The sequence below is a fragment of the Streptomyces sp. NPDC086835 genome (assembly GCF_044745705.1).
Classification (GTDB): Bacteria; Actinomycetota; Actinomycetes; order Streptomycetales; family Streptomycetaceae; genus Streptomyces.
In genome coordinates this window covers 279,427-291,025 of the sequence record NZ_JBIVAU010000005.1, presented here as the reverse complement: position 1 = coordinate 291,025, position 11,599 = coordinate 279,427, and the positions used below count along the sequence as shown (strand labels likewise).

13 protein-coding genes are annotated in these 11,599 nt (G+C 72.7%); 10 read left to right on the top strand and 3 right to left on the bottom strand.

The features are described from left to right. Window positions 1-82 precede the first annotated feature (82 nt). Both allB and alc read left to right on the top strand, forming a co-directional pair. Entirely contained in the window at window positions 83-1,426 is a 1,344-nt protein-coding gene (gene allB, locus ACIPJI_RS19150; protein ID WP_307709172.1) for an allantoinase AllB, read from the top strand. 3 nt (window positions 1,427-1,429) lie between these two features. Continuing rightward, window positions 1,430-2,551, top strand: a complete 1,122-nt coding sequence (gene alc / locus ACIPJI_RS19145; protein ID WP_402247486.1) for an allantoicase — start codon at window positions 1,430-1,432, stop codon at window positions 2,549-2,551. Between the two features lie 142 nt (window positions 2,552-2,693). On the opposite strand, the gene ACIPJI_RS19140 is transcribed toward alc, so the two are convergent. Beyond that, window positions 2,694-3,425 (bottom strand): 3-oxoacyl-ACP reductase family protein, encoded by a 732-nt coding sequence (locus ACIPJI_RS19140; RefSeq protein WP_402247485.1) that lies wholly within the window; start codon window positions 3,423-3,425, stop codon window positions 2,694-2,696. Between the two features lie 176 nt (window positions 3,426-3,601). Between ACIPJI_RS19140 and ACIPJI_RS19135 the strand changes: the two genes are divergently transcribed. The 3 genes from ACIPJI_RS19135 (at window position 3,602) to ACIPJI_RS19125 (ending at window position 5,645) form a co-directional block, all read left to right on the top strand. After that, window positions 3,602-4,222, top strand: a complete 621-nt coding sequence (locus ACIPJI_RS19135; RefSeq protein ID WP_356621483.1) for a dihydrofolate reductase family protein — start codon at window positions 3,602-3,604, stop codon at window positions 4,220-4,222. Window positions 4,223-4,374: 152 nt separating this feature from the next. Further along, on the top strand, window positions 4,375-5,235 hold the full coding sequence (locus ACIPJI_RS19130) for a DMT family transporter (protein ID WP_402247483.1): 861 nt from the start codon (window positions 4,375-4,377) through the stop codon (window positions 5,233-5,235). 11 nt (window positions 5,236-5,246) lie between these two features. Next, window positions 5,247-5,645 carry a hypothetical protein gene (locus ACIPJI_RS19125; RefSeq protein ID WP_402247481.1) on the top strand — a complete coding sequence of 133 codons (399 nt, stop codon included), beginning with the start codon at window positions 5,247-5,249 and terminating at the stop codon, window positions 5,643-5,645. A 100-nt stretch (window positions 5,646-5,745) separates the two neighbouring features. On the opposite strand, the gene ACIPJI_RS19120 is transcribed toward ACIPJI_RS19125, so the two are convergent. Next, window positions 5,746-5,946, bottom strand: a complete 201-nt coding sequence (locus ACIPJI_RS19120) for a hypothetical protein (RefSeq protein ID WP_307709177.1) — start codon at window positions 5,944-5,946, stop codon at window positions 5,746-5,748. Between the two features lie 146 nt (window positions 5,947-6,092). On the opposite strand from ACIPJI_RS19120, the gene ACIPJI_RS19115 reads away from it, so the two are divergent. Genes ACIPJI_RS19115 through ACIPJI_RS19095 form a run of 5 tightly spaced genes read left to right on the top strand, consistent with a single transcriptional unit; the run spans window position 6,093 to window position 10,533 of the window. Further along, window positions 6,093-7,322, top strand: coding sequence for a sensor histidine kinase (locus ACIPJI_RS19115; RefSeq protein ID WP_402247478.1), 1,230 nt, complete (start codon window positions 6,093-6,095; stop codon window positions 7,320-7,322). Continuing rightward, complete coding sequence (locus ACIPJI_RS19110; RefSeq protein WP_402247476.1) at window positions 7,319-7,990, top strand: response regulator; 672 nt, start codon at window positions 7,319-7,321, stop codon at window positions 7,988-7,990. Before ACIPJI_RS19115 ends, ACIPJI_RS19110 begins: the two co-directional genes overlap by 4 nt. A gap of 9 nt (window positions 7,991-7,999) precedes the next feature. Next, window positions 8,000-9,205 carry a cytochrome P450 gene (locus ACIPJI_RS19105; protein WP_402247474.1) on the top strand — a complete coding sequence of 402 codons (1,206 nt, stop codon included), beginning with the start codon at window positions 8,000-8,002 and terminating at the stop codon, window positions 9,203-9,205. Between the two features lie 7 nt (window positions 9,206-9,212). Further along, window positions 9,213-10,127 (top strand): hypothetical protein, encoded by a 915-nt coding sequence (locus tag ACIPJI_RS19100; protein WP_402247472.1) that lies wholly within the window; start codon window positions 9,213-9,215, stop codon window positions 10,125-10,127. After that, window positions 10,114-10,533, top strand: coding sequence for a PaaI family thioesterase (locus ACIPJI_RS19095; protein WP_356621478.1), 420 nt, complete (start codon window positions 10,114-10,116; stop codon window positions 10,531-10,533). The genes ACIPJI_RS19100 and ACIPJI_RS19095 overlap by 14 nt, the downstream gene beginning before the upstream one ends. 31 nt (window positions 10,534-10,564) lie before the next feature. On the opposite strand, the gene ACIPJI_RS19090 is transcribed toward ACIPJI_RS19095, so the two are convergent. Further along, on the bottom strand, window positions 10,565-11,569 hold the full coding sequence (locus tag ACIPJI_RS19090) for a Gfo/Idh/MocA family oxidoreductase (RefSeq protein WP_356621477.1): 1,005 nt from the start codon (window positions 11,567-11,569) through the stop codon (window positions 10,565-10,567). Window positions 11,570-11,599: the final 30 nt, after the last annotated feature.

Below are 11,599 nucleotides of genomic sequence, written 5' to 3'. Positions count from 1 at the left end.
TCTTGACGGGTATCGACGAGAGGGGAAGACTCCTTCAACAGTTCGTTGAATTTTCGCTGAGCAGTGGAAGTGAGGGGAGCGGGTGTCCGACGTGGAAGTGGACCTGGTGCTGCGCTCGACGCGCGTGATCACCCCCGAGGGGACGCGCGCCGCGACGGTCGCCGTCGCCGGCGGGCGGATCGCCGCGGTGGGTCCGTACGACGCCGACGTGCCGGCCGGGGCGCGGCTCGAGGACTTCGGTGACGACGTCGTCCTCCCCGGCCTCGTCGACACCCATGTTCATGTGAACGACCCCGGCCGCACCGAGTGGGAGGGCTTCTGGACCGCCACCCGCGCGGCCGCCGCCGGCGGCATCACCACCCTGCTCGACATGCCGCTCAACTCCCTGCCGCCCACCACCACCGTCGACCACCTCGCCGTCAAGCGCGACGTGGCCCGCTCCAAGGCTCATGTCGACGTCGGCTTCTGGGGTGGCGCGATCCCGTCCAACGTCAAGGACCTGCGGCCGCTGCACGACGCGGGCGTCTTCGGCTTCAAGTGCTTCCTGTCCCCGTCGGGCGTCGAGGAGTTCCCCGAGCTCGACCAGGAGCAGCTCGCCCGCTCCATGGCCGAGATCTCCGGCTTCGGCGGCCTGCTGATCGTGCACGCGGAGGACCCGCACCACCTCGCCTCCGCGCCGCAGCGGAGCGGTCCCAGATACGCCGACTTCCTCGCCTCCCGGCCCCGCGACGCCGAGAACACGGCGATCGGGAACCTGATCTCGCACGCCAAGCGGCTCGGCGCCCGCGTCCACGTCCTGCACCTGTCCTCCAGCGACGCGCTGCCGCTGATCGCCGAGGCCCGGCGGGAGGGCGTCGCGATCACCGTCGAGTCGTGCCCGCACTTCCTCACCCTCACCGCGGAGGAGGTCCCGGACGGGGCGACCGAGTTCAAGTGCTGCCCGCCGATCCGGGAGGCCGCGAACCAGGACGCGCTCTGGCAGGGCCTCGCCGACGGCACGATCGACTGCATCGTCTCCGACCACTCTCCCTGCACGACCGACCTCAAGACCCCGGACTTCGCATCCGCCTGGGGAGGCATCTCCTCGCTCCAGCTGGGTCTGCCCGCGATCTGGACCGAGGCCCGGGGGCGCGGCCACACCCTCGACGACGTCGTCCGCTGGATGGCGAAGGCCCCGGCCGACCTGGCGGGCCTCGGCGCCAAGGGCGCCATCGAGCCCGGCCGCGACGCCGACTTCGCGGTCCTCGCCCCCGACGCGACCTTCACCGTCGACCCCGCGGAACTCCACCACCGCAACCAGGTGACCGCCTACGCGGGCAGGACGCTGTACGGGGTGGTCAGATCGACGTGGCTGCGCGGCAAGCGGATCGTGGAGAACGGCAACCTGGCCGAGCCGACGGGCCGGCTGCTCGAAAGGAACAACTGAACCGTGTCTGTATCCTCCATCCCCTCCTTCACCGGTGACGCCAGCCCCTACGGCGGCGGCGACCCGTACGCCGACTACCGCGCAGCCGACTTCCCGTTCACGCAGTACGCCGACCTCGCCGACCGCCGCCTCGGCGCGGGCGTCGTCGCCGCCAACGACGAGTTCTTCGCCGAGCGCGAGAACCTGCTGAAGCCGGAGCCCGCCGAGTTCGACCCCGAGCACTTCGGCCACAAGGGCAAGATCATGGACGGCTGGGAGACCCGCCGCCGCCGCGGCGTGAGTGCCCAGCAGCCCCACCCCACCGACGAGGACCACGACTGGGCACTGGTACGTCTCGGTGCCCCCGGCGTCGTACGCGGCATCGTCGTCGACACCGCGCACTTCCGCGGCAACTACCCGCAGGCCGTGTCGATCGAGGGCGCCTCGGTCGCCGGCACGCCCTCCCCGGAGGAGCTTCTCGGCGACGACGTGAAGTGGACGACGCTCGTCCCGCGCACCGCCGTCGGGGGGCACGCCGCCAACGGCTTCGCCGTCGACGTCGAACAGCGCTTCACGCACCTGCGCGTCAACCAGCACCCCGACGGCGGCATCGCCCGCCTGCGCGTCCACGGTGAGGTCGTGCCCGACCCCGCCTGGCTCGGTGCGCTCGGCGCCTTCGACCTCGTCGCCCTCGAGAACGGCGGCCAGGTCGAGGACGCCTCCGACCGCTTCTACTCCCCGGCCACCAACACCATCCAGCCCGGCCGCTCCCGCAAGATGGACGACGGCTGGGAGACCCGCCGGCGCCGCGACAAGGGCAACGACTGGATCCGCTACCAGCTGGTCGGGCAGGCGGAGATCCGGGCGGTCGAGATCGACACCGCGTACCTGAAGGGCAACAGCGCGGGCTGGGCGGCGCTGTCCGTACGGGACGGCGCCGAGGGCGAGTGGCGCGAGGTCCTGCCGCGCACCCGGCTGCAGCCCGACACCAACCACCGGTTCGTGCTCGACGCCCCCGCGGTCGGCACCCATGTGCGGATCGACATCTACCCCGACGGCGGCATCTCCCGGCTGCGGCTGTTCGGCTCACTGACCGAGCAGGGCGCGACCCGGCTGACGGCCCGTCACCAGGAGCTCGGCGGCTGACGCTCGCCACCGGAGCCCGGCGGGCAGGCGTCCGCCAGGAGCTCGGGAGGCGCGCAGCCGACACAGAACGGGGAGGTACGACACCCTCCCTGCCCCGCGGGGCGCACCGGCCGACAGCAACGGTGCGCCCCGCGCGCATGTCTCAGGCGGCGTGCCCGCCGTCCACGGAGAACTCGGCACCGGTGATGTACGCGGCCTCGCCGCCCGCCAGGTAGGCGACCATCGACGCGATCTCCTCCGGCCGCCCGAAGCGGCCGAGCGCCGTGTCCGCCTTCTGCGGGTCCGCGTACGGGCCGTCCGCCGGGTTCATGTCGGTGTCGACCGGACCCGGGTGGACGATGTTCGCCGTGATGCCCCGCCCGCCCAACTCCCTGGCCAGCGCCTTGGTGAGGCCGATCAGCGCCGACTTGCTCATGGCGTACAGGGTGCCGCCGGGGCCCGGCACCCGCTGGGTCATGCAGGTGCCGATCGTGACGATCCGCGAGCCGCTCCCCATGTGCGCGGCGGCCGCCCGGGACGTGAGGTACACGCCCCGTACGTTCACGGCCAGCGCCCGGTCCACATCGGCCGGCGTGATGCTCTCGAGCGGCCCGATCACGCCCACGCCCGCGTTGTTGACGAGGATGTCGAGCCCGCCCAGGGCGTCCACGGTGCGGTCCACGGCGTCCGCCGCCTCCGTGGCGTCGGCCGAGTCCGCCCGCAGGGCCACCCCGCGCCGGCCCACCTGTTCGATCCGCCGCACGACCTCCTCCGCGGCCTCCTTCCCCGCCACGTAGGTGATGGCGACGTCCGCCCCGCCACGGGCCAGCCGCAGTGCGGTCGCCGCGCCGATCCCGCGGCTTCCGCCGGTCACCAGAGCCACCTTGCCGTTCATCGAAGCCTCCAACACGCGTTAAGTGATTGCGGCTTCAATCACATCGCTTCCGGCGGCCCCGCGCCGGCGGCGATCGGACATCGCGCTCGGCACGCCGATGAGTTCGAGGCCCCTGCGCGGTCAGAGCTGTGAGACTCATCGAAACCCGCTGAAAAGCGATGAAAGGCGAAAGAACCATGGCGCAGCTCTCCCTCACCCAGTTCCTCACTCTCGACGGCGTCTACCAGGCCCCCGGAGGGCCCGAGGAGGACACCACCGGCGGATTCGAACATGGTGGCTGGTCCGTGCCGTACGGCGACGAGGACTTCGGACAGTTCATCAACGAGGTCTTCGGGCGGGTCGGCGCCTTTCTGCTCGGCCGCCGCACCTACGACATCTTCGCGAGCTACTGGCCCAAGCAGACCGACCCCGCCGACCCGGTCGCCACGAAGCTCAACTCCCTGCCCAAGTACGTCGTCTCGACGACTCTCGAGTCGGCCGACTGGGAGAACACCACCGTCATCAGCGGCGACGTCGTCAAGGAGGTCACCGCACTCAAGGAGCGCACCGACGGGGAGCTCCAGATGCACGGCAGCGGCAAGCTCGCCCAGACCCTGATGGCGCACGACCTCGTCGACAAGCTCTACCTGGTCGTCTTCCCCGTCGTGCTCGGCAAGGGCATGCGTCTGTTCCCGGAGGGCGCGACGCCCACGGCGTTCAAGCACCTCGAGGCGCGGACCACCGGCACCGGTGCGGCGATCCACACCTACGAGCTCGCCGGCCGCCCCGAGTACGGCAGCTACGCAGAGGAGAAGTAGCACCCCTGCGGGTGTCCCGGTACGGTGATCGCTCCCGTGTGCGAGCCGCTGAAGTCTCCACCCCGTCGTGTCCGCTGGAGACCAGGTGTCGTCGATCGCCGTACCCGCACCCGCACTCGCCCCCCCGCCGGGCCTGGCTCACCGACTTGCCGGTGCTGCTCGTCGCCGTCGTCTGGGGCGCCAGCTACCTCGCGGCGAAGGGCATCACGACCACGCACACCGTCGTGGCCGTCCTCGTCCTGCGGTTCGCCCTCGTACTGCCGGCGCTCGCCGTGGCGGGACGGCGCAGGCTGCGGTCGCTGACCGCCGCGCAGTGGCGGGGGGCCGGGCTGCTCGGACTGATCCTGAGCGCCGTCTTCCTGCTCGAGACCTACGGCGTGGTCCACACCTCGGCCACCAACGCCGGCCTCATCATCAGCCTCACCATGATCTTCACGCCGCTCGCGGAGGCGGCGGTGACCCGGCGCCGGCCCCCGTCGTCCTTCCTCACTGCGGCCGCCGTATCGGTCGCCGGCGTGGTGCTGCTGACCCAGGGGGCCGGCTTCACCACCCCCTCCACCGGTGACCTGCTGATGCTGCTGGCCGCCGTGGTCCGCACCGTCCATGTGCTCGCCATGGCAAGGATCAAGGCGGTCCGCGGCGCGGACTCCCTCTCCTTGACGACCGTCCAACTGGGGGCGGCGGTCGCCGTGTTCATCGTGCTGGCGGCCCTGCCGGGCAGCGGGGCGTCACCGTGGGCGGTGGCCGTCGGCTTCGGGCCACGCGAATGGGCCGGGCTGGTGTTCCTGTCCGTCTTCTGCACCCTGTTCGCGTTCTTCGTGCAGATGTGGGCCGTACGCCGCAGCTCGCCGTCCCGCGTCAGCCTGCTCCTCGGCACCGAGCCGCTGTGGGCCGCCGCCGCCGGCATCGCGATCGGCGGCGAACACATCGGCGCGGTCGGCCTGGTGGGCGCGGCGCTCGTGCTCGCGGGGACGACCTGGGGGCGCCGCGCCGCCGACAGGGCCGACTGCTAGTTTCGACGCCCATGCGATCGCTTCAGTACGACATGGCCTTCCGCGCCCGCGCCAAGCGGACGCAGACCTGGGGCTTCGGCCTGCTGTCCGTGGCGGCGCTGCTGTGGGTGTGGTTCGGCGTGCTGCTGCTCCTCCCGTACACCCTGGACAGCAAGTACGGCGAGGGCAGGGAGTGCGAGTCCCGGCTGCTGACCGAGTGGGGCACGGCCAACGAGGGCGGGGAGGACGCGACCTGCGAGTCCGAGCGCGACTGGCCCGAACTCCTCGGCGTCCTCGGCCTGTCGGTGCCGGTCGCGGTCGTCGGCACCGCGCTCTACACCAGCGGGAGCGTCGGCAACCGGCTGAGCGAGCACGCGGCGGAGGTCGCCCGGCTCATGGACGCGGAGCGACCGGCGAAGGACACGGCCTGACGCGGCGGGCGGCGCGGCCCGCGAAGGGCCGGCTCGACGGCGGCGGCGCGGGGTCGCGGTCCGGTGCGCGGGCGTCGTTGCCAGGGCCGGCGTCGCACCCTCAGCGGAACCGGTCCGACGCCACCATCATCACCCCGCCCAGCACCGCCAGCACGATGCTCGCGTAGAGCTCATGGCCGTCGAGGAAGCTCAGACGCCGCACGACTCCCCAGAGCTTGAACCAGCCCGTGAGCTCGTGGGCCACGCCCGCCGCGCCCCACACGAACAGCAGGAACCCGCCGACCTCGAGAATCTTCTTCATGCGGGGAGCCTCGCGCGGCCCGGCGCCCGCGCGCGTCCGGCTTCGGCACCGATCACGGCCGACGAAAGTATCCGGTCCCGCGACTTTGGTCGCTCCCGCCGCCCGGACGGGCACATCCGGGCCACGGGCCTCGTAGCTTTGTCGACATGACCCGCGCGGAATACCCATGGCTGCTGCCCTCGGCCATGGCCGAGGCACCCGACCCCGACCTGCCCGGCAACCAGGGCAGGGCGAGGCCCCGGCGCACCGTACGCGACTGGGTCGTCGACACCTTCGTCTTCCTGGCCGCCGCCCTGATCGGCGCGCTGGCCGCCGATGCCAGTGCTCAGGCCGGGAACTCCGAAGCCGTGATCCTCGCCGATCAGCTGCTGGGCGCCGCCGCCTGCTGCGCCCTGTGGGTCCGCCGCCGGGCGCCCGTATCGCTCGCCGCGTCCATGGTCGCCGTCTCCGCGGTCGCCCCGGCGGCCGGGGGCGCGCTGATGCTCAGCCTGTTCAGCCTCGCCGTGCACCGCCCGTTCCGGCCCGTCGCCGTCCTCGGGGTGCTGGCGATGGTGTCCGGCGCGATCCAGGCCTTCCTGCGGCCGGACCCGAGCGTCTCCTTCCTCGCCTCCACGGTCGCCGGGGTCGTACTGGTGCTCCTGATGGTCGGCTGGGGCATGCTGGTGCGCGCCCGCCGTCAGTTGGTCATCGCCCTGCGCGAACGCGCCCGGCGGGCCGAGGCGGAGGCCGCCCTGCGCGCGGAGCAGGCGCAGCGGCTCGCCCGCGAGGCCATCGCCCGCGAGATGCACGACGTGCTCGCGCACCGGCTCACCCTGCTGAGCGTGCACGCCGGAGCGCTCGAGTTCCGGCCCGACGCGCCCCCCGCGGAGGTCGGCAGGGCCGCGGGCGTGATCCGCGACAGCGCGCACGAGGCGCTCCAGGACCTGCGTCAGATCATCGGCGTGCTGCGCGCCCCCGGTGACAGCGACGGCCCTGACCGGCCGCAGCCCACACTCGCCACCCTCGAGGCACTGGTCGGCGAGTCCCGGGAGGCCGGCATGAGGGTCACGCTCGACAACGCCGTCGCCGACCCGGACGGCGTGCCCGCCGCCACCGGCCGCACCGCGTACCGCATCGCCCAGGAGGGTCTGACCAATGCCCGCAAGCACGCCCCGGGCACCGACGTCACCCTTTCCCTGAGCGGTGGCCCAGGGGAGGGAATCACCGTGCAGGTCGACAACGAGGCCCCGGCCGGCGAGGTGCCGAAGGTCCCCGGCTCCGGCCAGGGTCTGATCGGTCTGACCGAACGGGCCACGCTCGCGGGCGGGCGGCTGGAGCACGGTGTGCGGGGCGACGGCGGATTCCGGGTACGGGCCTGGCTACCGTGGTCCGTATGACTATCCGGCTGATCGTCGTGGACGACGACCCGCTCGTACGGGCAGGCCTCGCCCTCATGCTGGGCGGGGCCGGCGACATCGAGATCGTGGGGGAGGGGGCCGACGGCTCAGAGGTGGCGGAACTCGTCGACCGGCACGCGCCGGACGTGGTCCTGATGGACATCCGCATGCCGGTCATGGACGGCCTCGCCGCCACCGAGCGGCTGCGCCGCCGGCCGGACGCGCCGGAGGTCGTGGTGCTGACCACCTTCCACGCCGACGAACAGGTGCTGCGGGCCCTGCGGGCGGGCGCGGCGGGGTTCGTGCTGAAGGACACGCCGCCCGCAAAGATCGTCGCCGCGGTGCGCTCGGTCGCCGCCGGCGATCCGGTGCTGTCCCCGGCGGTCACCCGGCAGTTGATGACCCATGTGGCGGGCAGCGGCGCCGGCACCCGCAGGGCGGCGGCCCTGCGGCGTCTCGAACTGCTCGCCGGCCGCGAGCGGGAGGTGGCGCTCGCCGTCGGCCGCGGCAGTTCCAACGCGGAGATCGCGGCGGCGCTGTACATGAGCGTCGCCACCGTCAAGACGCACGTGTCCCGCATCCTGGCCAAACTGGACCTCAACAACCGTGTCCAGATCGCGCTGTTGGCGCACGATGCCGGCCTGCTCGACGACGAGGAACGCACGTAGGGTGAGCCGGTGACCATCGTTGATCTGGACCAGTACGGGCCCGACTTCACCGCGAACCCGTATCCGTACTACGCGCGACTGCGGGAATCGGGCCCCGTGCACCGCGTGCGCGGCGCCGACGGCGGGGAGTTCTGGCTGATCGTCGGCCACGAGGAGGGACGGGCGGCGCTCTCCGACGCGCGGCTGTCGAAATCGCCGGCCACCATAGGCGTGACCATGCTCGACGAGCAGGTCATCGGCCCCAACCTCCTCGTGCTCGACCCGCCCGACCACACCCGGCTGCGCAAGCTGGTCAGCCGTGAGTTCACCCCGCGCCGCGCGGAGATGCTGCGGCCCCGCGTCCAGCGGATCACGGACGATCTCCTGGACGCGATGCTGCCGGCCGGCCGTGCCGACCTCGTCGACGCGCTGGCCTTCCCGCTGCCGATCGTCGTGATCTGTGAACTCCTGGGCATCCCCGCCGCCGACCGCGACGCCTTCCGCAAGTGGTCGAACGAGGTGGTCGCCCCGACCTCCCAGGAAGCGGGAGAGGATGCCGTCCGGCAGCTCGCGGTCTACCTCGACGAACTCATCGAGGACAAGCGCCGCGCCGCCCCGACGGACGATCTGCTCTCCGCACTCGTCCGTACCCTGCCCGGCCCCGCGGAAGAGGGCGGTCCCGCCGCCGAGGCCGACCGGCTCTCCACGGCCGAACTGCGCGCCCTCGCCTACCTCCTGCTCGTCGCCGGCCACGAGACGACCGTCAACCTGATCTCCAACGGTGTGCGAGCCCTGCTCACCCACCCCGATCAACTCGCCGCCCTGCGGGCCGACTTCTCCCTCCTCGACGGTGCCGTCGAGGAGATGCTGCGCTACGACGGACCCGTGGAGACCGCCACCGTCCGCTTCAGCACCGCGCCCGTACCGGTCGGCGACCAGGTCGTCCCGCAGGGCGAAATGGTGCTGATCGGCCTGGCGGCCGCCGACCGGGACCCTGCCCGCTACCCGACCCCCGACCGCTTCGACATCCGCCGGGACACCCGCGGCCATCTCGCCTTCGGCCACGGCATCCACTTCTGCCTCGGCGCGCCGCTGGCCCGCCTGGAGGCACGGATCGCCGTCCGCTCCCTCCTGGAACGTTGCCCGGACCTCGCCCTGGACGCCCCGGCCGACACGTACGAATGGCTGCCGGGCCTCCTGATGCGTGGTGTCCGCCGGCTGCCGGTGCGCTGGTAGGGCGGTCGTGGCCGAGCGGGCACGTTATGTGGTGGTCAGGGACGGGTCCTGGCAGCAGTTCTACTTCCGCTGGGGCGGGCCGCGCCTGGCCGTCGACGCCGCGGAAGGGCCCGAGGAGTTCGGCCGTTTCATCGCCGGCCTCGAGCCCGCAGGGCCCGGCGACTGGATGGACGACATCGCGTGCGAGGCCGCGGCGGTCGTCGACCACGACAGACGCGTCCTGCTGCTGTTCACCTGGCACCTGGAGACGTACGAGGAGCGGCGGACACTGTTCGCCGTCCTCGCGAGGACCTGGCCGGGCTGGGAGGTCCGCTGGGCGTACGACGGGCTGGAGGACGTCGTCGCCCACGTGGGTGTGGAGCGGGAGTCCGTGCGCTCGGAACTCGGCTCCCGGCCCGGCGGCCCGCTGCACGCCGCCGCCCCCGACGAGCCGGACTTCACCATCGCCGTCACGGTGACCTACAGGGACGGTCCGCAGGCGCACGCGGTCTTCGGCGAGAACGTGTCCGACGTGCTGGCCCACGGCCCCGGCGTCGTCCGTCAACTGCTGCCCGGTAGCCGGGTGTCGAGGCTGCCGCACATCCCCTACGGAGGCGTGCACATCGACGTGCCCGCCCGCCGCGTCGCCGCCTGGACCCGCGGGAACTTCCTCGGCGGGGCGGCTGCCGCCGACCGGCTGCCCGGCTGGCCCGGCTGGGAGTGGACCTGCTGGTACGACGCCCACGTACGGCAGCAGGAGGCGAGCGCCGGGGCGCTCGCCTTCGCCGCGCCCGACCCCGCCGCCGGAGTCCGGGCCTGGACCGCACAGCTCGACGAACTGCGTCCCGCCGAGGGCACGGAGAGCGAGGCGCGAGCCGCGCTCCGCGCCGTACTCGATGCTCTCGACCCGAATTCCAAGGAGTGCGCACATGACCGGACTTGATCTCGACACCGCGCGCAAGGTGCTCGACAGCCAGCCGTTCAGCAGGCTGCTGGGCGCGCGGATCACCGCCTTCGGCGAGGGGGAGGCCGTGCTCGAGGTGGACGTCCGTGAGGAACTGCGCCAGCAGAACGGGTATCTGCACGGCGGTGTCCTCGCGTACGCCGCCGACAACTCGATCACCTTCGCCGCCGGAACCACCCTCGGGCCGGCCGTGCTGACCGGCGGCTTCTCGGTGCAGTACATGCGGCCCGCCACCGGACGCACGCTGGTCGCCCGTGCCGCCGTCGTGCACACCGGGCGCCGGCAGGCCGTCGTCCGCTGCGATCTGGTCACCGTCGGCGCGGACGGGGACGAGACCCTCTGCGCCGTCGCGCAGGGCACCGTCCTGTCCGCGGGGACATCGTGACGCCTTCAGGCCCGGCGACCGGCCCGCCGTGTCAGTCTGCCGGGATCTCCTCCAGCCGGACCGGCCGGTGCTCCCGGCGGGAGAGTTCGCAGGCCTCCGCGATCCGCAGCGCCGTCAGTGCCTCCCGGCCGTCGCACGGGTTCTCCGCCTCGCCCGCCACCAGGCGCACGAAGGCGTCCAGTTCCGCCTCGTACGCGGGGGCGAAACGCTCGAGGAAACCCGGCCACGGCTTGTCGACGGGCGGCAGGCCGTGCGGCTCCGTGGAGCTGATCGGCGTACGGTCGTCGAGGCCGACGGCGACCTGGTCGAGCTCTCCGGCCAGCTCCATCCGTACGTCGTAGCCGGCGCCGTTGCAGCGGGTGGCGGTCGCCGTGGCCAGCGTCCCGTCGTCGAGCGTGAGCAGCGCCGCCGCCGTGTCGATGTCGCCCACCTCCTGGAACATCGGGTGGCCCGCGTCCGAGCCGGTCGCGTACACCTCGGTGACCTCGCGGCCGGTCACCCACCGCAGGATGTCGAAGTCATGGACCAGACAGTCCCGGTACAGACCGCCCGACAGGGGCAGGTAGGCCGCCGGCGGCGGCGCGGGGTCGGAGGTGATGGCCCGTACGGTGTGCAGCCGGCCGAGGCGGCCGGAGCGCACCAGCTCGCGAGCAGCCGTGTACCCGGCGTCGAAGCGCCGCATGAAGCCCAGCTGGAGCGCGGTCCCCGCCTCCTCGACGGCCCGCAGCGCCCCCAGGGTGCCCGGCAGGTCCAGGGCGATCGGCTTCTCGCAGAACGCCGGGATGCCGGCGCGCGCGGCGCGGGCGATCAGTTCGGCGTGCGCGGCGGTCGCGGAGGCGATCACCACCGCGTCCACGCCCCAGGTGAAGATCTCGTTGCTGCTGGGCGCGGCGGTGGCGCCGCAGCGGTCCGCCACCTCCGCCGCCCGGACGGCGTCGGTGTCCGCCACGACCAGGGAACCCACCTCACGGTGGCGGCTGAGCACCCCCGCGTGAAAGCTGCCGATACGTCCCGTCCCGATGAGTCCGATGCGCATGGCCCAAAGGTGGAGGTGGGGCCACCGCGC